Source organism: Pontibacter chinhatensis, from assembly GCF_900113285.1.
GTDB lineage: Bacteria > Bacteroidota > Bacteroidia > Cytophagales > Hymenobacteraceae > Pontibacter > Pontibacter chinhatensis.
In genome coordinates, this window is record NZ_FOOT01000016.1 from 1 (window position 1) to 23,848 (window position 23,848).

A 23,848-nucleotide genomic window follows, 5' to 3' on the forward strand; every position below is an offset into this window, starting at 1 on the left:
TGCTTATCATCGCTGTGTGAATGGTTATGGAAGTTAATAAAAAAGGTCCGAACTTGCGCCCAAACCTCCATTTACACAGTTAATTAGATACTGCCTATTCTTGAAAAGGATGATGTATTATAAATCCGGAAGAATTAGTCAACTACAGTTAAGGTGATTCTCTCCGCTTTTACTTTCTCATTATTCAATAAATAAGGTACAACCTTACCTTTTAGTAACCAGTCTAAAAGATTATCGATGAATATGTGGCTAGGATTATCAAACACGTTGTGGATTAGATAAACTTGATAATTCTTAGTATGATTCAGGAACCGCCTCCACTCGCCTTTAGTTAAATAAAATGTCCTCTTATCTTTTAAGGTCCCTTTGCATTCAATAAAATATTCAACAGTATCACTATCGATGTCCACTATTTCGAAATCATGGTCACTGTAGCTTTCCTCCTCTTCATTAAGCCAGACAACCCTATCAGCATACTTCTTCTTTAGATATCCGAACAGGTAAGCTTCACTCTTACTCCTTATTTCCTCATTAAGCTCTTCGTCTCCCTGTACAGTGGTATCTTCGTTTTCGAGCCTTATTTTACTGCTCTTGATTTCCTTAATATCTGATTTAATGCTAGCAAGCTCTTCTACCACCTTCCTGAGCACATTTTCATTTTCAAGCAGCTGCTCTTTAATGGAATTTTTATCCATTTCAACAATCGTTTCCTCTTCATCAGGTACTTGTTGGATATAAAGCTTCTCCTCTTCATCGTCATCAACTGATACAATTATCTGAGCATCAGGTGTAGTAGAACTATTGCTATTTGTAGCCTGAGGTCCGAGAGGCGGATGAATGGAAGGAATAGCTTTTGCAGTATATTGAGGTGGGATATTTGCTTTGCTTACAACATTCATGGCTTGTTTAAATTTTGTCAAGCTTTCCTTGATACCTGCTTGTGAATAGGTTAATCCTTTATAGAAATCTACATTACTGAAAGAACCATTCGTTAAGTCACTTATTCTCTGCGCCTTTTCCATCTCACCTGTTGTTAATCCAATACCAATAATATGTATTTCACAGAAAAAGCCTGCCTCTCCTGCTTTACGAGCTTCTAGTTCGTAATCACCTCCACAGTTATCCTCACCATCCGTTATCAAGATTATTTTCTTATCGAATGTCCTAAACTCTTTCAATGATGCAACAGAGTTACTTATAGCCTCTGCAATGGGGCTGTTACCGTCTGGCACACCTAGCTGTGAAATAGCTTGGACCAAATCTTCACTTCTACAAATACTCAGAGGCAATACTTCACCTACTACAAGTGCATTGTTATCTTTAGGATTACCATAAAATGTCTTTATACCTATCCTGGAAGCAAAATCTAAATTTGGTATCACATCATACAACAGTATCTCCTTTGTAAGCGCAAGGCGTTCTCGCATACTTCCAGAGAAGTCAATTACAATCTCAGTAACGGTTTGCATTAAATTTTATATTAAAATGTGGTTTATTAACTAATCCAATATATAAATATATAAATCAACCTATTGTTTAATTTAATTTAGGTTATATTTAAAGTAGCAACAGGCAATTCAATGGAGACAATATCTGCGTATCAATTCTTTCAAGCATGGTTAGATACAGTACAGAACAGGAAGTGTGACTTACTAAAATTATGGCGCCAACCAAAGGATTATACTTACTACATCAAAGGCTCTGACAACTCAGTAATGGAAGAAGTTGCACAGAGGCTAAACCTGCAATGCTATCCCCTAGACTATTATTCCATAGATACAATTCTATACAAGCCTGAGGACAAGACCCCGGGTATTAAACATAACACTAATTGGTTCAGGGACATTAGGGTGGCATTTGAACATGAAAATTACTTCCATAGTGGACTGTACCAAGAAGTATCCCACCTACTGATAACACATTGTGACTTAAAAGTATTGGTATCATACCCCGATGACGAGCAGGATGCAATTGCTCAACTCCAATACCTGCATCATATCATCTCAGGCACCAGACAATCGAAAGTAATCTCAGATAATGAAAGCTTCCTCATCATTTGGGGCTATGAGAGTGACTTTGAATGGGAAGGCTACATCTATCATCAGGATGATTGGAAGCGTATCGTATGTGTCCAACACAAAGAAGATAAAAAATATATCAACTACTAAATAACTACTATGCGTCTTGCACCACAAATACAGCCTCCAATGAGGCTTCATTACAAATGGATGAACGAGCATAATGAGATTTTAGAAAACAGGTTTGCAGAAGGTAAGGTTTTCCAGTATAACAATAGGTACTACAGCTTCTCCTTCGATATTGACAATATGGGAGATATTTTAAGGATAGAATTTGACATGAGGAATCAAGAGTTTCTAAATAATGTACCGTATACAATGGTTCAATTTGAATTGATGAAACTTGAAAGAACAGGGGAATTCCTCTACGTCGGTACTCTTCGTAAAACAGACTTAGTTACAGGACTATACAATATCAAAATCGCAGGGCACTTGTATCACAACCCATCCTTAAACTCACTGCCCCACATGATAGTACCCAGAATCTAACCTGTGAACACTAAAATTCAAATTAGGAAAAACAACCAAGGCTCAATTGTTACAGACTCAATTATTACAACCACTTGGTACAATTCATACAGCAACTAAAACTATATGGCATCACAGGTATACGCATTCGCCAAAATAGATGATAGAGACGCACGACTAGCAGTCTACGATGAAATTAAAAATGGTAAATCAAGGTTCGGCATGTGGGACCAAGAAGCCTCCTTACGAGACAGATGGTACGGAAAGAACGCTTTCCTACTCAGAATTAAAAAAGGAGACTGGATTGTACATGTAAATATGCCTCAATATGGCAAATGTGTTGCAGTTCAAGCCATCGGAGAGTATGATTTTGATGCCGGAATAAAGTGCCACTGGGGAAGCGACTTTAATAATTTCATTCCTATAGACCCTGCTTCAATACTAGAGTTTGATAGAACCAACCCTAATGTACTTGGCTCTGTTAATCTGGCTCCAAGAAGAAGAGCGCAACGAGTTTTAGAAGTCAATGATTTCCTGAAAAGCATTGAGAATCTAAGAGAGGGTAAGTTTGATGAGACTAGAAAAGAGGATAGAAGCATCGTTCACCTGAGAGAGAAAATGGACGGGTTATTACCTCAAATAACTTCTCACATTCATGAAATGAACAAGAGCAAGGAATTCGAGAACTTCCTTCATAAGATTTTTGAGAATATGCCTAACACCATCTCTGTGCAGAACGGATTCGGGTGGAGAAGTGACAACGGAGCTGATTTATTGGTAGAGTTTGAGAATCCCATCATTGGCATTAATGTATCAACTAAATTAGTGGTTCAAGCAAAATCCTACTCGGGTCAACATTTCGATACTCATGCTATTGACCGAATTGTAACAGGTATAAATCACTACAAAGCCGATGCCGGGCTTCTTATTACAACCGCTACAGAAACCGAAAGGCTAGAGAAATACATTCGCGAGAAATCAGAGGAGACAGGTAAGACTATTGACTTAATTGCAGGTGCAGACGTTGCTAAATTTGTTTTAAGATATGCGCCGGAACTATTAATAGGAAATTAGAAAATGTCAGGCTTCGTGCTCGGTACAGTCAACCCGAAATCAGTCAACATCTAAATGTATGCCGTGCATCGTTTTACATTAATGACTTCATAAACATATTTAAGTTTTTTAGATGAGCAGAAAACTCGTATTCACTTTTTTCATAGTTATACTTTTAATCGCTTCAACTCCTTTCATTTTATACTATTACAAGCTAGGAAGCCCCGAGCTATCAACTGACCATGAAGAATGGGGACAGTTTGGAGACTTTATAGGAGGCACATTAAACCCATTCCTAAGCCTAGTCAGTATCTTCGTGTTAGCATATATAACATACGAAGTATCGCAAATCGAAACTCACATACAGCAGCGTAGCCTTGATACCCAAAGAGTACTTGTTCTAACCCAATTGAGACAAGCAGTCTTAGAGGAGTATGCAAGGCTAATCGACATCGTACTCTCTTCATATGACCAAACAAGTCGAGCGATTGGAGACAAAGCGGGCGAAACCCATCAACGACTCCAAGTGCTCCACGAGAACCATCAACACGTTTTCCCTATTTTCACCTCTGATACTGTATTCAATGAAGTCCTAGTTACGTTAGAAGCCATTACGTCCTCCAATTCAATGCTTAATGGTACAGGTGGCAGTGATGGAGCAAACACTCATGCATTGACATTAGCTCAAAACATCTACAGGTTAGAAGATTTAAAAAAAGAAGCAAAGAGCAGACTACAAAGTTTCATGTTAGAGAGTTTGAGTGGTTAAAGTTCAAAACTTGATTACTTATATATTACATTATTACTACATAGTAATTTGAATTTACTGGCTCAGGCAATATAAGAACATATAAGCCTTCACTAGTTAGTCTTATTTATTGTGCAAACAAGAAAAGTCAAAACTGTATAGAATTAAACATTAAAATTTTTTCGACACAACAGATTTTTATGCAAAAAAAAACACAACCAATCACTAAAGGCTTTTTCGACAATGAAGATGTCCGAAATGAATTAAATGGATTATCAGATAGAGCTTGCTTGATTGTAGGCGCTTCTATAGTTGATGAATTACTTGGAAGATTATTATCGTGTTATTTGATAGGTAATAAGAAAAAAATTTTAAAAGAATTCATGGAAGGTGGCAATGCTGCATTAGGTTCTTTCTCAAATAAAAGTAAGGCGTGCTATTTATTAGGCTTAATTTCTGCTGATGTTTTCGAAGACATACAGCTCATACGAACTATGAGAAATGATGCAGCACACAAATTAGCTACCATATCTTTCGAAGAGACCGATTTCAAGAATAAGGTATACTCTTTAACGATAGTTAAAAACCTCGTGGAACCTGCAAATCCCAAAGATACTTTCGTATTTGAAATAGGACTTATCAACATGCTTTTAGTAGATAAGATTCTTAAAATTAAAAGAATCAAAACGCCAGAGTCAGACATGAAATTCTTTAAGGAGGATGAACATTTCCGTAAGATATTTTATGAAGACAACTAGTAACATCACAAAAGGCTAAGTAATTACACCTAGCCTTTTGTTTCAAATATACATGAGGATTAATACTATCTGAATTGCTTGAAGAGGTTAACTAACTAATACTGAACCCTATACTAAAATGGATTCGCAAAGCCGTTTATTTAATAATTTATCAATTTCAAGCCAACAAATACTAAAAAAGGGTCTAAAATTGCTAGGACCAGTCACAGGTGCATACCTTGGTTCTCTGTCCAGCAATCCGGAAAGTGTCATGATTGCAGCAGCTGTAGGAGATGCTATAGCCCAGAACATGAATGACTTTGCAGAAAAGCACCTCTCTCAAAAGGAAAGTAAAAACATTTCAATAACTGAAATTTTTTCAATTGCAAAAATTTTGGAAAATCAAGATAAAGGAGGTTTCGTAAACGATAAGTTACTAAATAATCAAATTTCAGGTAATGCTTATGAAATGTATCATGGAATTTTAACTGCTGCGAAGAACAACTATGAAGACAAAAAACTGGAATTAATAGGGAGATTTTATGGCAATATAATTTTTATAGACTGGTTAGAGCCATATTTCTTTCATATCCTGTTATCCACACTGAATAATTTAAATTATAAGCAGCTATGCATACTTGCAGTCATTGGACTACATGAAGATTTTGAAAAACAACTAAAGAGTTTAGAGGATTTGCAAGGCAGAGACAACTGGTACGAAACGCGACTAATTCAAAATGAGTTGTCCAATATGATAGCCACCGGTTTGCTAGAGCCCCATAATACAGCGCTTATGACCTACGTTGGTCACAGACATCTAAATAATTGTAGACTCGGTTTGGTAGGTGAGTTACTATTTAAAATTTGTGAGCTAGATGTAATTGACAAAGAAGATTTAGAGGATATTGTAAATAAATTTATTTGAAATCAAAATGTATTGAAATAAACACGGCAAATGGTAATTAGAATTTATTCATTTATAGATTTTAAATTAGTCATACGTGTTTAACCAACTACTAGTGTTCAAGGTCTGATGTAGTAAAATTAGGATGGTACAATAATAGTTTTTTTGTCTATTACCAGAGACAGAAGTCATGCCACTGGTCACCCAAAGAAAATAATTTAGTAAAAGAGAAACCTTATTATTCACATTTATAATAAAGAACTAATTAATGCTCAATTAGTTGATTTTGCTGCTGCATCAGTTGATTTATTAATAACTTTTGATTGTTAATAAGTTGCAAATCGGCAAGTTGCTCTTTCAACTCAATATCCGATACATTACTTACAATAACTGAAAAAAAGGCTGCTTTAGTTAGGGGATTTTTACCAGCTCTCCCTACATCTGTTAATTTGAGGGTAATCCTTTGATTATTTAATTGGATGGTTTGTGATTCATTATTCTCTAGCCTTGCTGAGAAGATATCCTCGTTTGTAGCTGCATCAGAAACAACAAAATACGCAGATTCAGCTTTTGAATCTAATTCTGCTAACCCAAATTTTAAATTTTTAAATTCTCTATAATACCCTCTTTTGACCCAAGATGAGTATTGTATTGAGTCTGATTTAGTGTTGATATTTTCAATTTGCCTTTTCTTAGAATCTACAAATAGATTATATCTATAAGCGTCATTCATAATATAGGCTTCATGTACCACACCTGTGAACCATGCATAAGGAATATCAACATATCCTGCGTTACCCCAATTTGTGCCCCATGAATTCATAACTTTAAATGTTCTAGAATTATCATCATATCCAACACAAACCATAGCATGATAATTATTCGGATTTAAAATACCTTTTGGAATAAAAGTGTAATGACGACCATTACGATATGCATCAAAACCGTCAGGCTGGAAAAAATCGTCAGGTATAACACCAATTATTATCGGGTTATTGACAGAAATATTATACCTGATTTCATCTATATTTTTATGGTTTACTCTTCTATGAGTAGATATTTTATTAGCAATAGCTTTAGATGCAACTGTTTGGCTTGGCTGGTTAGAACAGTTCGATTCATCATAAGGATAATCATTCCAGAAAGGGGTCCCATAGTCTTGTAGAACTTTGAATGCTTCAAAGAAAGAAATTCCGTTTTTACAATTGTAATCACCTATCATCCTTTTAGCGACATTGAAGACAAAAGCGGGACTGCACACTCTATCATATCTAATATTACCCCCTTCAATAAAGCTCCAATTAAATTCCATTTTTTCATGAAATGACTTTAATGCGTAAGCAACTGCGAAAGCAGTGCAAGAGCCTTGTGAACCTTGATTCTTCACTGGTGGCATATGAATAGAAAGGTCAATTTTATTAGGTAATACTGTCCCTGATGGAAGTTGAAATGCAGGTGTATAAGGAATACTTTTTAGCTCATCTTCTGTAGGCAACTTTAAACCGTAAGTAATACTATCTTGTGCAAAGACATTGATAATGCTTATCATAAATGCGAAGCATATAAAAAACAAAGTTCTAGTTAATACTATCATTTTTTACTAAGATTATAACTAACAGAGAAATACCAAGAAAAAACCGGTTTATTAGTGAGGTCACTTTGTAACTGTGCCTCGTCCCTAACTTCACCCCCTAGTTTCAGATTATCTAATTCCTTTCTATACCCGAACATAGTACCACCAGATATTGAAAAGGAGCGTCCAACTGAAACACCAGCTCCTATTGGAAAAATAGCATCATTTACACCTGTTGATACACCCAATTGCATAAAAGGAAGTATATTATCCCAGTTTGTAAATAAAAAGTTTAAGAACATCGCTGGTCTTAAATTAACTTTCGTCTCACCTACTATAGCAACTTCATTTTTTCCATTTTCAGTTGTTATTGAATAGTTTGGATATGAAAATCCTGTATATAACAAACCTGTGGATATATATGGATATAATCTATGTTTTTTACCAACTACAAAAGATGCATTATAATTACTATTTTCAACCTCTGAACCACTTATATCTAAGGCTGTGACCTTATAATTAAACTCCTTCATTTTTTGTGACTTCCAGTCAAGCTTTAAGTCATAGTCTTCATGATAGTTATTGCAATTTTTTCCTTGCATATCACATATTTCTTTAGTGAATTTATTAGTATGGGCTGTTAGCTTGTCTAATAATTCGGTATAGCCTTTTAAAGCTATATTACTCTCCTCCAACATCGTTTTTTTATTATTTGAAAGTAAGAATGCAGTTGAGGATGAGTATTTTTTAAATGCCTCCTTTCTCGATGGTACTATAAATTTGGAAATTTCTGAATCAAATTCAGTTGATAGCAGCTGTATGAGTTTGTCAATTGATTTGATAGCATTTTCCTGTTTTGATTTAAGGTTTTCATTTACTTTGGTAGAGATTCCCAATTCTTGTCGGAAAGTTGTATAATTATTATCTACATTAAATAAAACCTCACTCCTCTTCTTAATCCAGCCAGTATAAGTGTATTGATTGTTAATTAATTCAGGAATATTATTTGCTATGAAATCATTGAAGAAATAATCATCTGCTTGTGTTATTAAATTGATTTTTTCAGCTAAAACATTGTAACCACCACTGTATTTACTGACAGAATCAATGTCTAATGCTTTAATAAACTCATAAACCCATTCATTTAAGAGTATAGTTTTCTTTATTTCTGTAAGATTTGTACCATCCTTTGTTATAAAGGTTGTTGGTGCAAAGTTAGGTTGCAGTGAAGAAGCAACCACAGCAGTTGAAGCAGGAAGATTTGATATAAATTCGCTAATAGCTTGGTATGCAGGGTCATCTAAATCTTTCGATGTAGATTTAATTGAAAATTTCAGAGGATTATAAAACTCTGTATAAATTTTAAAATTATTTCTATGCTGGTTACGAACATTAAATATTAAATCTTCATCCAAATCATGCCATTCATACGGATTTTCGATACTATATCTTAATGCTCCTTTATTTCCATTCTTATTTGAGTCCCATTTTAAATAAATATTATTTTCAAATTTTATACCATTAATTCTATTGAATACAGACTCATCTTGTGCGATGACTACTCGATTTAAAAAAAACAGCAGAAAAATGTACAAGATTACCCTCATAATACTTAAACATATTAAGATTAAATATAATTATCATAAGCTATATACTTATTATATTAACAATAGTTGTACTTAATATAAATATTCTATAATTATAAATTTGTGATATTAAGCAAAAGCAATGCTATAATTAATAGTAAGTATTAAAAATTGGTAATGAAAGGTTTAATTAAAATTCTCTTGGCATATTTATGATTTGCTTATAGTGTTCTTACTCCTTTTGTATAGCCGTTTGATTATCATATCCTATACCCATTACCTTAACCGCTTATTAATACTTTCTCTTGTTATTCTTAATCTTAAAATAAAACATGGATGGAGCATATTAAGAAAACTAGTATTACGTTAAGAGATGTTTCACTACCCAATACACATTTATAATTAACTATTCATATTAGACTATACCCATATTTGAATACTTATTCGTATCTTTGGAACAGCTTTACATCCCAGAATAGATATTCACACTCCTAAACCTATTTTGAATATGATTTCAGCAGTTGCCTACGGTAGGGTCTCCACCACTCAACAGACAGTCGACCGACAGAAAGTAAACTTGGAGGAGGTTGCTACAGCCAAGGGATATAGAATTGAAAAGTTCTTTTCAGACTCCATTACAGGCAAAACCCATACCTTGGAAAGGGAGGGATACCAAAAAATGATTAGATACTGTCAGGAGAAAGGCATCAAGACTATATTCGTGTCCGAGATTTCCAGAATATCTAGAAGGGTCTCGCATACCATCTCCACAATTGAGACTATCGTGGAGGAGCATGGTATGACGGTCCATGTACAGCATCCGAGCGCTTTGGTATTCTCGCCCGACCAGCACGGTCGCATAGATATACTTCAAAAGTCGATGCTCATGATGCTGGGTCTTGGAGCCGAGATGGAACTAACCTACCAGCAGAGCCGCAGATTAGAGGGCATCACGGAGGCTAAGAAAAGTAATAAGTACAAAGGCAGAGTCAAAGGTTCGTCATATTCTAATGCCCGACTTATTGAGAAGCACTCAGACATTACCAATCTTATAAACCACTCTGCATTACCAGACACTAAGATTGCGGCAATTGTCAAGAAAGGTCTTTCGACTGTTAAGAGAGTGAGGCAAGCATTGCAAAATTTAGAAACCGACCAGACGGTGAAAGCCTAGGTTACCGCACCCGGCTTTCACAGCGTGAGTGGTATAGGTGTTTATAGGTAATCCTATACATTAGAAGTGTTTCTATCCATCAACTCCATAAACTTCTCTTTAGTTTTCCCAATTTTTGTAAGTTCTCTTGTTAAAGCATTGCCAAGCTGTTCTGTTTCGGTCACGAGCAAGTTTATAGCCTTCGAAATCTGCAAGGAGTCCTCCTGCTTCAAGTAAGTTTTTAATACGTCTGGACAAGTCGGAACCTGTTGCAGTATCTCTGCTTTCAACTGTCCTAGCAGCTGTGTCTCGTAATCCTGCAAATCGTTCTTCAAGTTCGACTCCTTCTCGTTCAAATCTGCTTGGTAGTTGGATTCTAGCCTCTCGTATTCCTGCAATACCTGCTGCCTCTGCTCCTTTAAGCTGTCTAAACTTGCTTCTAGCTGCGCTTTCAAGTTGTTCAAACCGCTCTGGTAGGCGGCTTGCAGTTGCTCTAATTTGTTCAACTCTTCCTTTCTCAGCTGCGATATCTCGGTCAACTGAGATTTCTTCAAGCTCAATCTCTCTTTTTCTCTCTTCAAAAGATTCTCGATTTCCACCAAGCCCTCGGATTGCTGCTGTGATGTCGACATCAAGAACTCCTGCTGCTCGGTCAAGCTCTGCCGCTTCCCTTCGATGGTCTTCTTCCGCTCTGACTGCATCTTCTCGAAGTCGCTCTTCTTCTCCTCGAAGAGCTTCTTCTTGCTCATCAATTCCTCGGATTTGCTCTGAATACTTTGCTGTAATTGACGCTCTATGCCGGTCTTGAAGTCCTTGCAGTCGCTCTTGATTATCTGCTGTATTTCTCTCAACTCTTGATATCTCGTCTCTAAGTCCTGCTTCAATGTCTCTGTAAGGTTTTGATTCCAGACATTTTGTAAAGCCTCGTATAAGGCTTCTAATTTGCGCTGCTCGGCACTCGTAAGTTTCCTCAAAAAGTCTTCTTTGGAGTTCATCAATAGGTGGAACTCCCGCTGCATCTGGATGGGAAATTGGTACGTATTCAGTTCGTTCTTGCTCATGAGAATATAACCACTTCGTTTTGTCTGTTGTGAAAAAGGAACGCTCAATCTCTTCCGGGGAGTCCTTGGGTATCTTTACCTGTATGGTGTCTACTCCCAGACGCTTTATCTTGACTAGTTTTTCGACTGAGGGAGCATGCGTGGCGACTAGTTCTATAAAAAGGATAGGCTTGTAGTCTTGGTCGAAGAAGGTGACATCAGGCTTAACCAATAGATACCTGTCACCTAAGTCTTTCTTCTTCCCCCACCGTATCTCCCCATTTTCGTCCTCAAAGAAATAAGTCTCGTTCTCAACAAACTCCGCTTCAATATATCTGTCTTCCACTAGCAAATTCGCTAATCCAGTCACTCCCTTAGGAGGGTACTTATATACTGCCGGAACCTTAATTTTCTTAACCCTTTGCAGAATCTCCTTCGCGAGCTGATGGCGATACGTTTCGTCAGAATAGGTGCACTTTTTCGTAGGCTCCACGCCCTTGGGGTCATGACGAAAGTAGGATGAGCGATTCTCAATCTTAGTTTTACATGCCTGCATGTCTCGCTTACAGCCAAGACAAAAGTACCCCTGACGACCGCTCTTCGCCTGAGAGATATGTATTATCTCATCCTTTACATTGTAGGCATAGACATGGCTTTCCTCGCTTCCGTCATCCATGCTGTATACAGTTTCCATAAGTTATTGTTAAGGAATAGGGTGCATCACCTATATTGACAGGCAATGAGTTAGATATAGTTGAGTTCTCTGTTTTTGTCCCGGAACGCATTGTACAGGTTAACTGGATTAGCCCCTTCATTTACCCAGTCAATCACTATTTCCAAAGCTGCTTCCATGTCTTCCAAGTAAGCCTGTCGACTGTCCCCGCCGCGTATGCCTCTGCTGTCCTTAACCTTACCCCTCGTCAGAAAGATGTTTTTTTGGTCATAAATCATATCTCTCTGTGCCTGTGGCAGGTTGCTTAGGTTTGTTTTCAAGAGGGAATATAAAGCTTTGTAGTACAAATCATATGCTTTCTCCGGGCTTTGCACTGCTCCAATTATGCTAGAGGCGACGATGCGCTCCACTTCTTCCCCGAGTCCCAACTGGTGACCAGACGTAGCTCTCGAAGCTTGAATCAGAGCTTCCATTTCCAGTTCGAGTGCAGTCTTCTTATCTTGTTGATTATTTTCCATCTTTATTTCCTGTATTACTAAACAAAAACACTTCTAACATTTTTCAACTGTGCTTCTAGCTCCTCAACATTCCAAGTGGACAGCTTAACCTGATTAAGGCAGGGGTCAGCAGGTGGCAGCAAGTTTGATTTGTTGAACTTCATGAAGAAGGAGCTGTCACCCTCTAAAAGCTTGTCCCATGCATAGAAGGAGTATATAATAGAAGGGTGTACAGCATTCTGTTTGGCGTACCTGCTAACAAGGCTGTGGTTGCTAATAAACGGTCTGATGTATTCCAGCTGGTCTTTCCCGAACAGCATCTCCCGGGCGAATGAGTTGGCTTTCTCCTCAGTCAGCTGCAAGTCCAACTGGTCTTCGCTCAGATGAAAACAGGTATCGGTAAGCTTGTCGAGGTCATAGAGCACGTGGTAAAGTTCGTGCAGAAGGCAGAACCAGATGGTGCCATAATTTTTTATTAAGTCAGTCAGCACAATGCACGGCTTGCCCTTGACAACAAAGGTGGCACCCCGAACCTGTACGTTGGGCAGGTTCGCCTGAGCAATCACGGTGATTCCCAAATTGTAAAGCGCTTTAACTACAGTGATGAAGCCTTTTGTATCAAGCTCTGAGTAGGGTTTGATTTTAGATATTATCGAAACTAACCCCTTCCGGTCATAGGGATTTGGGTTATCCAGCTTTTCGAAATGCGTATAGGCTGACTTGACCCAGAAATCACGCATCGTATCTCGGGTAGACTTCCTCGTTCTGCTGAAAAGGGCGTAGTCTAGCCTGTCCTTGTACTCAAAAATGGTCTCTAACCCGAAAAATGTGTTGATTCGCTTCTCTATTAACTCAAAGTCTGAGATGTCATCGAGAACGCCAGCCTTCTTCATTCCTGTAAGGTCAAAGTTCTCAACAATGAATGAGGCTCTCTTAGTCCTTTCAACATCAGAGAGCGTCTCGGGTGTTAAGGAGTAGATATAAATGCGGATGACATCGTCTATAGGCTTCTTTAAGAAGTGAGACAGTTTGAGCAAGGTAACGATGTCCACTTTTTGTGCTTCACCCTCAAATATCCTGTTAAGTGATTTTCGCTCTATGCCTACAATGGCGCTGAACTGGCGCTGCGACAATTGGAGCTCCTCACACTTACTATTCACTAGCTCAGATAGGGTTGTCACACCATCTTTCCCTAGAATAGAGTATACCTCATTAAGTATTTTATCTTCGCTTTCCATAAGTGGCGTAATTTTACACCAAATATAGAATATTTACACCACTCAATATATAAATTTTATATATTTTGTCACAACACACACATTATCAGGTATATAATTTTTAACCAAGCTATAAAACTATAACTTGATAAGGAATTATGGATTGCTAGTCATATGAAGACCGTCTGAAATAGATGCTTTGTTAAGTAAAGCGCTGTACTATAGGGCAAACAACAAGTAGCAGGAGCTTGCTACCCCCTCTATCATGTGGAACACTATAGTTTTAGACTTATGCGGCATGATAGGACCTTAAAACAATATTGAATTATCACCCTAGTGTAGCACAGAATGAAAGAGTAGTATTTAACATTTTAAACATAGATTAGCGTGGCACTAATTTATTGAACTTAGTTATAGTCATCTGTGATATAGAATCGCTGCGCCAGTAACCGAACCTTGCCACAAAGTAGCGACCGGTACAACTTACGCTCACGTATCTGTAACTCTGGTTCAACTGTACATCACGGTGAGGCGGTGAGCGCTCAAACCTGTCATATATGTGCCGTGCCAGTGCCTTCATATCCTTAGTAAACTCCCCCTCCACCAGCTTACCACAGATTTCCCCTTGGAACGTTCCATCGCTTATATCATGATGCAGCAAGTCCTGCTCTTCCATCTTAAAGTTGAATACGACAGTACCATATAGCATATTCAAGTCGACAAGTACTTCGATAGTGTCTGTAGAAGCCTTTTGCCGCTCTTGCCGTAATATTTGGGCATACTCTCTGTTCAAATCAAGCAACTCATGCCGTGTAAGGTATTGGTTAAAATCTGAGGGTTTTAACGCCTGACCCAGCAGAAGCATTATAACAAGAGGAACAGAGATGATAATACCCATTGTAAATTTTTGGTGGCTGGAACTTTATAAAATAGAAACGTGTCTTTCTATATATAATATATAGTTTATTAAATTGAGATAGAGAATTTTATTGTGAATCTTAGCCTATCAGATATAGGAGATGTGACAACTGGTATGGCGTTTCTTGTATGGCACCTATTAAAAAAAACCTATAGGGTAACAGGAAATTCAAAAAAATTGAAGGTTCTGCATCTACCATCTACGACGAGGTGTCGTCACAACATTCACACTACTACTACTCATCCTCCCAGTAACAATCAACTCCCAAAGCATTGAAAGCCGACAGGTTCCCCCATCAGCCTTCAATCCTTTCAGGACACAACTCACTTATTATATATCAAGCCTGCCGTTTTGTTTTAAGATACCTCCCGCTTTTTCAGCGTGAGACTGTTTTTGACACATGTGGTTCTTATATAGAGATAATATGTATCAAATTTAGTCACACTATCCCACTTGCTAGAAAAGCGCTACCATCTGGCAGTTACTTACATCCTTTAACATTGGCTTGATGTCGTGTTTGCCTGTTATCTTGTAATTCCTCTTCGCACTGTCAGTGGTATAGGTGAAAATCACTCCGACCGCGCCAGTGATTGTAGAATCTATCTGTAAGCGTTCCATTTTTTCCTTCAACTCAATCATAGAATAAGTTGTATTCACCATGAGTACCCTCTCTAAGTGTCTTAGTTTCACATAATCCAGTTGAGCTGTAGCCTCTACTGTAAAATTCCCCTGCTCCGCCTTGTCTACGAGGTAGTATTTCAGTCTACTCTCTACCTCCCTGTATTTCTTCAATGAGGTCAGCATGTCAGGGGTGATGTGCGCCAGACTCAGGTGCCCACTCAAATACTTGAATCTCTCCTCTACTTCCCTTATTTTTTTGTCTCGAGACTTTCCAAACACATGCACTCCCTTCAGCATGGCGCTTACCATGATACTGATTCTCTTCTTCCTTTCCTCATTCGTGTTACGCTTGATTGAGTCTACCTCCTTCTTCGCATTTGCATCGATGGCTACGGCTGCACTTTGAACCTCTGTAAAGTTGTGCATAGAGAGGTACCGCTTCAACTCCCGCACGTTGCTGGTAATGTTGCTGTTTATCACCTCATAGGCATGGTACAGAAACAGGAAGTCGTCCTGCACATACACACCATCAAGGTTCTCAAACACCAGCGTATTCGAATTAAGAATCTTTGAAACACTGTGGTGATAGTTGTCCCAGTCAATGCCGCGCTCCTGATTGCGCTCCTCCGCCTTCTGCAATAGTGCTATTTCACTCCTCACCCTTGCCTTCAAATCGTCATTTGCCACCACACGCAGTTTCCCAAGCTTATTCGAGTGCACAATGAAAATGGCAGGGTTGTTTTCTCGGAATCTAGCCACAAACTGGACGTAGTCAATCAGCGTGCACCGGCTACCAAAGGTGATGCGCACCGGCTTGTTCAATTTCTTGATGTTGACGCCAGCTTGTATGAGGCAGGTGGTGAGCAGCACATCGTACTCATTCCCCAAGGTCTGGTTCTCTACTATCCCCTTGTACTCGGTTGAGTCCTTATTATCACTGTTGATGTAAGCGACCTTGTACCCTTGTTTCGAGAGATACTCATAGATGTAATCCAGCTCCGCCTTGTCGTTTTTGTAGTACACGTTTAGCGCATCCGGATGCATACTACTGAGAAAGTAGTCGCGGTCGGTGACGCCGTTCCCAAGCGTGCGCAGGTCAACTATTTGATACTTGTAATTGAACGCATTCTTCTTTTGAAAGCTTAGTAGGTTATCGTCACTGTACCTGCCTTGTAGCGGAATCATACTGCCAGACAGGTAGATGATGTAATCATATCTTGCGATATAGTTCTGGATGTCGCGTATGACATCACGCTTATAGGCATAGTCTGATACAAGGCTGTGTGCCTCGTCGATGACAAGTATTTGACTCTCCCGCACTTCTATCTTCCTGATGCTGTTGTAAGTGGTAGCAATCACCTCGGCATCACGAAGCTCCTGTGTTAACTTGGCGCTTCCAGTCATAGTGGGAATCTCCGACTGCTGATTGACCAGCGCTGTGGTCGGCATGATGATGTCCATCTTCATGCCTAGCTCGGCAGCTAGTACTTTCACCAGCGTGGTCTTCCCTGCGCCCGTCGGTGCATTGATGTAGATTGTACCTTTGCTCAGCAGCTCAGACTTGATTGACTCCTTTTGCTCTGTCAGGTAGTCATCGATTTGATATATGTTAGAGGTAAACACCGACTGGGGAGCCGCAATTAAATCTTGACCCCAGAGTCGTCGCAACTTACTCACGACCTCCTTCTCCGTCAGCTGCGCCGTATACCTGCCATTCACATATGCTAGAAGCTCTGCCGCACATTCCTCAAAAGTCATTCCGTGCCACTTTAGTTTCGCAACATTCCGTACAAGTGAGTCCCTCTTACCATCCATCCAGCCTATTCTTTTCTCCTCTAACTGCGCGAGATATGCGTTGAACATCTGCTTCACGCCCGGGGAGGTGACCTTTTTGAAATCAAACTCAACATATTCGTCAGACTCTCTCCTCCAATTGCTTGCCTTCGCACCATAATTTTTGATGAGCTGGTCAATATTTTCTTGACTGACCACCGAATCGCTGTCGTCTAGCTGATTGAAAAAGGCATCTTCATCGTAAGAGAAGTAACACCCCCTATTGATATTGACGCATTTCTCGTCAGCCCCCTTACCGTATCGTTCTTCTAGTTGAAGCATGAGACACCGATAAACTAGGTCGTGCTGGGTTTCATCAGAGGGCACCATGACGAACAGTTTAACCCCGTGCCCAGATGGCGACAGGAAGAGTAGCTTCGTATATGCCCACTTTTTGAGTTCTCTCACCAATTGCTGTAGCTCATCCCTATCATATATGTTGTCGAAGTCGAAGCACATGATACCTGAATAGTCGTACTCGGCGTTAAGCCCAAACTTCCACTTAAAATCAGCTGATGGTGTGAACAGGGGCAGTTCCAGTTTTCTGTAGCCGTATTGCTCATCCTCTTTATTATGGCTCCTCAAATAGGCAATGTTATCTTTAAAATCTGGAACCCTGTAAATCCCCCCACCGCTCTTCACTATCTCATAAATTTCAGTTATCGTGTAGGCGAATTCCCTTTTATAGTTAGGCTGCGAGTTCCCATCCTTTAGAGTACCGTTCTTGTTTATGGCAATCGAAATGCGTCTGTTGTTGTGTCCTGTCTTCATCACGTTAGCTTAACTTTTGTCTGTTGTTTCGAACAGTGTGAGGAGGTCTTTCTCCCTATAGAGCTTCTTTGTCTGGTACAGGATAAAGGACAACTTCTGCGATTCTACCCTGCGGTGGAACTGCATGTTGTACAGGTCGAACTGGCGCTTAGCCATGTGGGTATCCAAGTAATGGACACCATCAATTAAATAAGTGATTCTCATGATTATAAGTGTTGTTTTTATCATGGTATGGGACATCCCATACCTTTTTTATATATCACTTATAGATTCTGAGAAACGCTTAGTTTGAAAAATTTTTGCAGTTTTTTTGGAACGCGGTGCCACCATAGAAACAATACCCCGGCACCTATACAGTCTTCCGCTCCCCCGCTTGCCAAGACCATCCGGGCTGCCACCCTTTTAGGAAAGCTGGGCGAAGCCGAGGTGCTCTTTAGAGCTGGTGCTGTCTTTAATGTCACAGGGGGCACAGATTGCATCGACCTTACAGAGGTCAGCTCACATCAGGTAGACGCCCCAATAACACTACACGGGTACATATTCTCAGAGGATAAGGAAGTGCACGAGATATACAGATAGGCAAATCTAGTGCACGGCGCTGACCCCATTTTCCCAGACTAGGTATTGCAAAGGCATAGTCATGAGTTAAAAAATTTATATATAGTAGAAAGACTACTATTATGACGCAGCAACTTGATGCCTTATTCAGTTATGGGAAATGCACTTACACGACTATGTATAGAGATTATAACTTCGCGGTGACGCTTCGATGCGTGCCACGTGTAGAGCAGTTCTACAATTATATTTTCCCTGCTTCGCAGATTGAGGAAAATATCTACAAGATGCTTGATGATTATCTCACTCATAAAGAAAATGGCTCCTTTGTGGCAGCCATGTTTGAAGATATTGTGCCAAATGATATACCAGTGTTTGCTTTGCCTGTAATGCAAATCAACACGCTGGAAATAAGCATAAGTGCACTAAGAAATGTCGACTGTTACACCTCTGGTAGCGATATCTCAACTAGCTTCAATAGTTTCAAAGGCTAACCTACTACTTCCTAGTGTTCATATACTTGTTCTAGCTGTTCAGCTAATTCTAATATCTCCTCTATACGCCTCACCTCACTAATCCATTCCTGAGGCAAAGAACTGGAACCATAGTAGAATCCTGCAAGATTACCAGTTACGCTTCCAACCGTGTCTGTGTCCGACCCTAGATTGACTGCCGTTAACACCGCCTCTCTGTAGCTGGATGTGGTAAGAAAACAGTACATAGCGCTCTCTAAGGTATGTATAACATACCCTGTAGAGTGAATCTCTTCCTCTGGAAGCTCGTGAATCCTTCCAGACAGGACTTTCTCAAACACTTCCAGCTCAGACAGAGGAAGATTTAACTGTTCTAAAAGGAATAACTTCCCAAAGGAGGCATTTACGGACCTATATGCTTTAAACTTATCAGATTCCTCTTCCAGATAAAGCAAGTACTCACAAAGGTAGAAGCAAGCTAGCACAGAGCGAATGTGAGCGTGAGTAATGCCAGACACCTCCTTAACCAGTTGGTAGCGCTGTATCTGCCCTAATGGTTTTAAAAGCACAATCATCGGGGCAATGCGCATTAGGCTTCCGTTCCCGTTGTCGGATATAGACGCGCCGCCAGGCGCAACCCAATCTACATCTGATGCCGTGTCTAACATCTTAGGGTTGCTAGCAGCCCTCATCAGAGCAGCCCTAGTACCTATTCCTATATCGAATATATTCCCATCAGGTGTGTACCTGCCCTCGTTCATGAATTGTAGAAACTTAGAGGTAAGCCGCTGCGGCGCATAGCCTTCAATAATTGACTCTATGGTACACAAAATCATACTGCTGTCGTCACTCCAAGTACCCATAGGTTGATTATGCGTCCCATATGCGGTAAGCCCTATTACAGGAGATTGCCGCAATGCCTCTCGGCTCTCCCACTCTACGCTGACTCCGAGCGTGTCTCCCAACACTCCTCCTAAGATAAGACCTACTATGCGTTTCATGCTTCCTTGATTAGTTAGGTCCGCGTAACGGAGCCTATTTCATTATATTGTAAATAGGCTTGCTGTACGATTCAGATGTGCCCTCAATTAGTGAGCAGGAGACATCAATTCTATGACATCTTGTAGTTCTCTGGCGCTTTTATTCCTATACCCCTGAAAAAAAATTGAAAAATTTTAAAACTTATGCCATTCCCGATTCTATAAACAGCAGATATAACACTTACAACATGACAACACAAAGACAAAACATCGAGATGGCGATTGCCAACATCAAGAAGACCGCTGCAAAGAAGAACGCTAGCATACAACTAGAAGTGGACGAAGTAGAGTATCATGTTTTCAGAGACGGACAGGTGATTTTCACTGAATGGTTACCAACATCCGGCGTGACATATACAGGAGAAATGTTATCGCTTTACAAGAGGTACAGTGAGAACTGGTATGAATACAAAATAACTACAGGTGGATACCTAAGTGTAGTAAGGAAAGGTGATTCAGAGGGCTATGTTTCTGTGCGCGAGCTAATCCACCATGATACTTTCGAAAAGACTATCGCAAGGGGGAAGAAAATAGACAACCTGTTTGACATCATGAAATAGAAACGCTACCGGCTGGTTAAAAATCGACCAGCCGGAGCTCTAAATATTATTACCAATGCAAGTAATCACACGCAACGTAAAGAATAGAGCCACCATCATCAGGTATGTACATGACGCACTGGAAAGCGGTATGAGATATTGGACTTTCAGGTTACACCCACGAGGCAAGTCAAAATTAGTATTTGTCAGTACCGACACCATTACATCCATTTATCTTGTAAATCAGCAGCTCGAAACAGAATTAGCAAGTATGGTTGGAAACAGCTACGGCAAAGCACCATCAATTTTAGGCACTTGGCTCCGGAAAGAGAAAATGACCCGGCTTGGGTTTTAGGTGGTACATCCTGAGCCGTACAGGATGCACCACCGGCTACTACTCATTCAACTTCTTATAGACCTTCTTTAGCATCCAGTTCTTCACCAGCTGCGAGAATTCATCGTTGTCCATGATTTTGGCGAAGATGTCTTGGTTCTGCTCCATGCGCTGGATTACCTTGGTGAGGAATCTGTCCTCGAAACCATACTTGAAGTTCTCCATGGAATTGCTCCGGGCTTGAAGGGATAGCTCCTCGTCCTGCACTAGCTCCGCTTCAATCTGGTCGAAGAACAGTTTGTCTGCTTCGGTAAAGTCTGTGCCGAAGCGGTCGTTCAACACCTTTATAATTTCCGATAGCTGTGCCTGCTCCTCTTTCTCGCCTCTCATGCCTGCCTGAGTAGTTCCCCTTAATCCGTACTCGCCCCGCTCTTCCAGCACGATGCTGCCCTCGCTGATTTTCTGGATACGGTAGTATTCCAGCGCCACTTCATCGTCAAGGTGAATGTTGCCGCCACCCCTTTCTCGTGGTAACTTATTATAGAGCAGCCTGCCGTATGCAAACAGCTTTTCCATCTCCATGTCATGGAACGGCATAATCTGCGTCAGGAAAGAGTATAGTCGTATATAGATAATAAGCGTGTGCTTGAAGTCCTCTTTCTCTTCCTCAGTCGGCATGCACTTGTACCGCTGCACCGCCGGGTCTATGGCTGCGTCCAGCTTCTTTTGTAACTTGGCGTTCACCCTGTCGGTAGACATGAAGTATACCTCGCAGAAAGCGTCCACTTCTGACTTCCAGATAATCTGCGCCGACTCTAACTTGTATTTCAGGTCAGAGAGCAAGTTCGGGTCGGTTGGTGTATCTACTGTGGTCAGTTCATAGTATGGCTGAAATGAGTTGAGGATGTCCTCCTCCTCGTTAGCAAAGTCCAGCACAAAGGTATCTTCCTTGCCTTTGGCTGTGCGGTTCAGCCTAGATAGGGTCTGCACCGCTTTCACGCCAGACAGCTTCTTGTCCACATACATGGTGTGAAGCAGCGGCTGGTCGAAGCCTGTCTGGTACTTATCCGCCACCAACAGCACCTGATAGTCGGTGGTAGCGAACTTCTCTGGCAGCTCCTTCTCTTTAAAGCCGTTCAGCTGCTCCTCCGTGTACTCGCCGCCATTATCCAGCACCTTACCCGAAAACGCCACCAGTGCCTTGATATCGGAGTAGCCTTTGTCTTTAATATAGCGCTGAAACTCCATGTAATAGCGCACCGCATGCAGGCGAGAGCCTGTCACGACCATCGCTTTCGCTAAGCCGCCAATTTTCTTGCTTGTCACCTGTCTGAAATGTTCTATCATTATCTCAGACTTCTGAGCCAAATTGTGCGGGTGCAGCGACACGTACTTGCCGATGGCTTTGTTGGCTTTCTTCTTGTTCAGGGCAGGGTCGTCCTCGATGGCTTTAGTGAGTTGAAAGAAGGTTTTGTAGGTGGTGTAGTTTTTTAGCACATCATGAATGAAGCCCTCCTGTATCGCCTGCCGCATGGAGTACAGGTGGAAAGCCTTTGGATTGCCATCGGCATCCATTTGACCGAAGACTTTCAGCGTTTTCTCCTTAGGTGTGGCGGTAAAGGCGAAGAAGCTCAGGTTTGGCTGCATTCCTCTTGCCAGCATGGACTTGCGGATGGCATCCTCGGCGTCGTTGTCCTCCTCAGTGTCGGCTTCGCTTTGCTCTGCTTCTTCCAGCGATTTAGCTGCCAGTATCTCCTTTATCTTCTTGGATGATTCCCCGTGAGCTGACGAATGCGCCTCATCTTGGATAATGGCATACCTGCGGGCTGGTAGTTCCGCCACCTTGTCCAGTATGAAAGGGAACTTCTGCAAGGTGGTGATGATGATGTTGGAGCCAACGTTGAGCGCATCCGCCAACTGACCTGAGTTCTTGTCTATCTTCTGCACCACACCCTGCTTATGCTCAAACTGATAGATGGTGTTCTGCAACTGTGTATCAAGCACCTTGCGGTCTGTAATCACAATCACCGAATCGAACACCCGTTCATCGCTGGCATTATGCAGGCTCGACAGGCGATAGGCAAGCCAAGCGATTGAATTACTTTTACCTGAGCCAGCGGAGTGTTGTATAAGATAGTTTTTACCAGCGCCATGCTTCCGGGCATCTTTCGCTACCTCCCGAACCACATCCAGCTGGTGGTAACGTGGGAAGATGATGGTTTCCTTCTTATATTTCTTGCCTCCACTTTCATACTCCTCTTCCTGCACGTGGATGAACTTATTGAGGATATCCATCCAGCTATCCTTCTTCCACACCTCTTCCCACAGGTAGGAGGTCTTGTAGCCGTCTGGATTAGGCGGATTGCCAGCGCCGTTCTCGAAACCCAAGTTGAACGGCAGGAAGCGGGTGCTCTTGCCATCTAGCTTGGTGGTCATGTACACTTCGTCCTTGTCCACGGCAAAATGCACCAGCGCACGCTTCTTCCCCTGAAACAGCAGCTCCTTGGGGTCGCGGTCATGCATGTACTGGTGCTTAGCATGCTCCACGGTTTGGTTGGTGAACTGGTTTTTGAGTTCTGCGGTTGCCACAGGCAGACCGTTCACGCTAAGCACAAGGTCAAGCGAGTTCTCGTTGTGGTTGCTGTACTTTACCTGTCGTGTCACCGTCAGCTGGTTCATCTCGTATAGCGTCTCCGCCTCCGGGTTCAGGCTGCTCTCTGGCTTAAAGTACGCCATCCGGAACTTCACGCCCAAATCGCTGATGCCGTTGCGCAGCACATCCAGCGTACCGCGTAGTTCGAGTTCTTTGCTTAGTCTTTGGAGCAGCTTCTTCTCCATATCCATACCATGCATCTGGCTCAGCTTCAACCATGCTTTGGGTTGCGTGGTTTGCAGGAAAGATAGCGCGACCGTTCTGTCAAGAGCTAAGTCTTTGTTGAAGTTGTACCTGTCGCCTTTGGTGTAGCCGCCTTCTTCTATCAGAAAGCTTTCGATGGCTTCTTCAAATGTCTGCTCGGTGTGGATGCCTGTTGCCAT

General features: G+C 41.0%; 20 protein-coding genes. 9 read left to right on the forward strand and 11 right to left on the reverse strand.

What is annotated here, in order from left to right:
- Nucleotides 1-134: 134 nt before the first annotated feature.
- Nucleotides 135-1,469 carry a protein NO VEIN domain-containing protein gene (locus BM040_RS20890; RefSeq protein ID WP_092105661.1) on the reverse strand — a complete coding sequence of 445 codons (1,335 nt, stop codon included), beginning with the start codon at nucleotides 1,467-1,469 and terminating at the stop codon, nucleotides 135-137.
- Nucleotides 1,470-1,580: 111 nt separating this feature from the next.
- On the opposite strand from BM040_RS20890, the gene BM040_RS20895 reads away from it, so the two are divergent.
- From BM040_RS20895 to BM040_RS20920, 6 genes are all read left to right on the forward strand, one after another.
- The gene (locus tag BM040_RS20895) at nucleotides 1,581-2,168 is read left to right on the forward strand and encodes a hypothetical protein (protein ID WP_092105663.1); all 588 of its coding nucleotides are present in this window, start codon (nucleotides 1,581-1,583) and stop codon (nucleotides 2,166-2,168) included.
- A 9-nt stretch (nucleotides 2,169-2,177) separates the two neighbouring features.
- Nucleotides 2,178-2,567, forward strand: coding sequence for a hypothetical protein (locus BM040_RS20900; RefSeq protein WP_139217864.1), 390 nt, complete (start codon nucleotides 2,178-2,180; stop codon nucleotides 2,565-2,567).
- Nucleotides 2,568-2,672: 105 nt separating this feature from the next.
- Nucleotides 2,673-3,620 (forward strand): restriction endonuclease, encoded by a 948-nt coding sequence (locus BM040_RS20905; protein WP_092105667.1) that lies wholly within the window; start codon nucleotides 2,673-2,675, stop codon nucleotides 3,618-3,620.
- A 112-nt stretch (nucleotides 3,621-3,732) separates the two neighbouring features.
- Nucleotides 3,733-4,368, forward strand: a complete 636-nt coding sequence (locus BM040_RS20910; RefSeq protein ID WP_092105669.1) for a hypothetical protein — start codon at nucleotides 3,733-3,735, stop codon at nucleotides 4,366-4,368.
- Between the two features lie 179 nt (nucleotides 4,369-4,547).
- Entirely contained in the window at nucleotides 4,548-5,105 is a 558-nt protein-coding gene (locus BM040_RS20915; protein ID WP_092105671.1) for a DUF4145 domain-containing protein, read from the forward strand.
- A 118-nt stretch (nucleotides 5,106-5,223) separates the two neighbouring features.
- The gene (locus BM040_RS20920; RefSeq protein ID WP_092105673.1) at nucleotides 5,224-6,009 is read left to right on the forward strand and encodes a hypothetical protein; all 786 of its coding nucleotides are present in this window, start codon (nucleotides 5,224-5,226) and stop codon (nucleotides 6,007-6,009) included.
- A 244-nt stretch (nucleotides 6,010-6,253) separates the two neighbouring features.
- On the opposite strand, the gene BM040_RS20925 is transcribed toward BM040_RS20920, so the two are convergent.
- A complete protein-coding gene (locus BM040_RS20925) occupies nucleotides 6,254-7,537 on the reverse strand; it encodes a C1 family peptidase (protein WP_175491146.1) in 1,284 nt (427 codons plus the stop codon).
- A gap of 41 nt (nucleotides 7,538-7,578) precedes the next feature.
- On the reverse strand, nucleotides 7,579-9,168 hold the full coding sequence (locus BM040_RS20930; RefSeq protein WP_092105677.1) for a hypothetical protein: 1,590 nt from the start codon (nucleotides 9,166-9,168) through the stop codon (nucleotides 7,579-7,581).
- A gap of 487 nt (nucleotides 9,169-9,655) precedes the next feature.
- On the opposite strand from BM040_RS20930, the gene BM040_RS20935 reads away from it, so the two are divergent.
- Nucleotides 9,656-10,321 carry a recombinase family protein gene (locus BM040_RS20935; protein WP_092105679.1) on the forward strand — a complete coding sequence of 222 codons (666 nt, stop codon included), beginning with the start codon at nucleotides 9,656-9,658 and terminating at the stop codon, nucleotides 10,319-10,321.
- 99 nt (nucleotides 10,322-10,420) lie between these two features.
- Here the strand turns inward: BM040_RS20935 and BM040_RS21615 are convergent, their stop codons facing one another.
- From BM040_RS21615 to BM040_RS20965, 6 genes are all read right to left on the reverse strand, one after another.
- Nucleotides 10,421-12,034, reverse strand: coding sequence for a coiled-coil domain-containing protein (locus BM040_RS21615; protein ID WP_139217865.1), 1,614 nt, complete (start codon nucleotides 12,032-12,034; stop codon nucleotides 10,421-10,423).
- Nucleotides 12,035-12,084: 50 nt separating this feature from the next.
- Complete coding sequence (locus tag BM040_RS20945) at nucleotides 12,085-12,531, reverse strand: hypothetical protein (protein ID WP_092105683.1); 447 nt, start codon at nucleotides 12,529-12,531, stop codon at nucleotides 12,085-12,087.
- 17 nt (nucleotides 12,532-12,548) lie between these two features.
- Nucleotides 12,549-13,748: an XRE family transcriptional regulator gene (locus BM040_RS20950; protein ID WP_092105685.1), complete on the reverse strand. Its 1,200-nt coding sequence runs from the start codon at nucleotides 13,746-13,748 to the stop codon at nucleotides 12,549-12,551.
- Between the two features lie 361 nt (nucleotides 13,749-14,109).
- Nucleotides 14,110-14,625: a hypothetical protein gene (locus BM040_RS20955; RefSeq protein WP_092105687.1), complete on the reverse strand. Its 516-nt coding sequence runs from the start codon at nucleotides 14,623-14,625 to the stop codon at nucleotides 14,110-14,112.
- A gap of 477 nt (nucleotides 14,626-15,102) precedes the next feature.
- Nucleotides 15,103-17,871: a BT4734/BF3469 family protein gene (locus BM040_RS20960; protein ID WP_092105689.1), complete on the reverse strand. Its 2,769-nt coding sequence runs from the start codon at nucleotides 17,869-17,871 to the stop codon at nucleotides 15,103-15,105.
- A gap of 9 nt (nucleotides 17,872-17,880) precedes the next feature.
- Nucleotides 17,881-18,075 carry a hypothetical protein gene (locus BM040_RS20965; protein ID WP_139217866.1) on the reverse strand — a complete coding sequence of 65 codons (195 nt, stop codon included), beginning with the start codon at nucleotides 18,073-18,075 and terminating at the stop codon, nucleotides 17,881-17,883.
- Nucleotides 18,076-18,551: 476 nt separating this feature from the next.
- Here BM040_RS20965 and BM040_RS20975 point away from each other — a divergent pair, with 476 nt between their 5' ends.
- Nucleotides 18,552-18,920, forward strand: a complete 369-nt coding sequence (locus BM040_RS20975; protein ID WP_092105695.1) for a hypothetical protein — start codon at nucleotides 18,552-18,554, stop codon at nucleotides 18,918-18,920.
- A gap of 11 nt (nucleotides 18,921-18,931) precedes the next feature.
- On the opposite strand, the gene BM040_RS20980 is transcribed toward BM040_RS20975, so the two are convergent.
- Nucleotides 18,932-19,900, reverse strand: a complete 969-nt coding sequence (locus BM040_RS20980; protein ID WP_092105697.1) for an ADP-ribosylglycohydrolase family protein — start codon at nucleotides 19,898-19,900, stop codon at nucleotides 18,932-18,934.
- A gap of 227 nt (nucleotides 19,901-20,127) precedes the next feature.
- Between BM040_RS20980 and BM040_RS20985 the strand changes: the two genes are divergently transcribed.
- Entirely contained in the window at nucleotides 20,128-20,499 is a 372-nt protein-coding gene (locus BM040_RS20985; protein ID WP_092105699.1) for a hypothetical protein, read from the forward strand.
- Nucleotides 20,500-20,872: 373 nt separating this feature from the next.
- Here BM040_RS20985 and BM040_RS20995 read toward each other — a convergent pair whose 3' ends face one another.
- Nucleotides 20,873-23,848 (reverse strand): type I restriction endonuclease subunit R, encoded by a 2,976-nt coding sequence (locus BM040_RS20995; protein WP_092105703.1) that lies wholly within the window; start codon nucleotides 23,846-23,848, stop codon nucleotides 20,873-20,875.

Bases quoted from the DNA above. Each gene is read 5' to 3' on its own strand.
- BM040_RS20890 (WP_092105661.1), bottom strand. From the start codon at position 1,469: ATGCAAACCGTTACTGAGATTGTAATTGACTTCTCTGGAAGTATGCGA.
- BM040_RS20895 (WP_092105663.1), top strand. From the start codon at position 1,581: ATGGAGACAATATCTGCGTATCAATTCTTTCAAGCATGGTTAGATACA.
- BM040_RS20900 (WP_139217864.1), top strand. From the start codon at position 2,178: ATGCGTCTTGCACCACAAATACAGCCTCCAATGAGGCTTCATTACAAA.
- BM040_RS20905 (WP_092105667.1), top strand. From the start codon at position 2,673: ATGGCATCACAGGTATACGCATTCGCCAAAATAGATGATAGAGACGCA.
- BM040_RS20910 (WP_092105669.1), top strand. From the start codon at position 3,733: ATGAGCAGAAAACTCGTATTCACTTTTTTCATAGTTATACTTTTAATC.
- BM040_RS20915 (WP_092105671.1), top strand. From the start codon at position 4,548: ATGCAAAAAAAAACACAACCAATCACTAAAGGCTTTTTCGACAATGAA.
- BM040_RS20920 (WP_092105673.1), top strand. From the start codon at position 5,224: ATGGATTCGCAAAGCCGTTTATTTAATAATTTATCAATTTCAAGCCAA.
- BM040_RS20925 (WP_175491146.1), bottom strand. From the start codon at position 7,537: ATGATAAGCATTATCAATGTCTTTGCACAAGATAGTATTACTTACGGT.
- BM040_RS20930 (WP_092105677.1), bottom strand. From the start codon at position 9,168: ATGAGGGTAATCTTGTACATTTTTCTGCTGTTTTTTTTAAATCGAGTA.
- BM040_RS20935 (WP_092105679.1), top strand. From the start codon at position 9,656: ATGATTTCAGCAGTTGCCTACGGTAGGGTCTCCACCACTCAACAGACA.
- BM040_RS21615 (WP_139217865.1), bottom strand. From the start codon at position 12,034: ATGGAAACTGTATACAGCATGGATGACGGAAGCGAGGAAAGCCATGTC.
- BM040_RS20945 (WP_092105683.1), bottom strand. From the start codon at position 12,531: ATGGAAAATAATCAACAAGATAAGAAGACTGCACTCGAACTGGAAATG.
- BM040_RS20950 (WP_092105685.1), bottom strand. From the start codon at position 13,748: ATGGAAAGCGAAGATAAAATACTTAATGAGGTATACTCTATTCTAGGG.
- BM040_RS20955 (WP_092105687.1), bottom strand. From the start codon at position 14,625: ATGGGTATTATCATCTCTGTTCCTCTTGTTATAATGCTTCTGCTGGGT.
- BM040_RS20960 (WP_092105689.1), bottom strand. From the start codon at position 17,871: ATGAAGACAGGACACAACAACAGACGCATTTCGATTGCCATAAACAAG.
- BM040_RS20965 (WP_139217866.1), bottom strand. From the start codon at position 18,075: ATGAGAATCACTTATTTAATTGATGGTGTCCATTACTTGGATACCCAC.
- BM040_RS20975 (WP_092105695.1), top strand. From the start codon at position 18,552: ATGACGCAGCAACTTGATGCCTTATTCAGTTATGGGAAATGCACTTAC.
- BM040_RS20980 (WP_092105697.1), bottom strand. From the start codon at position 19,900: ATGAAACGCATAGTAGGTCTTATCTTAGGAGGAGTGTTGGGAGACACG.
- BM040_RS20985 (WP_092105699.1), top strand. From the start codon at position 20,128: ATGACAACACAAAGACAAAACATCGAGATGGCGATTGCCAACATCAAG.
- BM040_RS20995 (WP_092105703.1), bottom strand. From the start codon at position 23,848: ATGGCAACAGGCATCCACACCGAGCAGACATTTGAAGAAGCCATCGAA.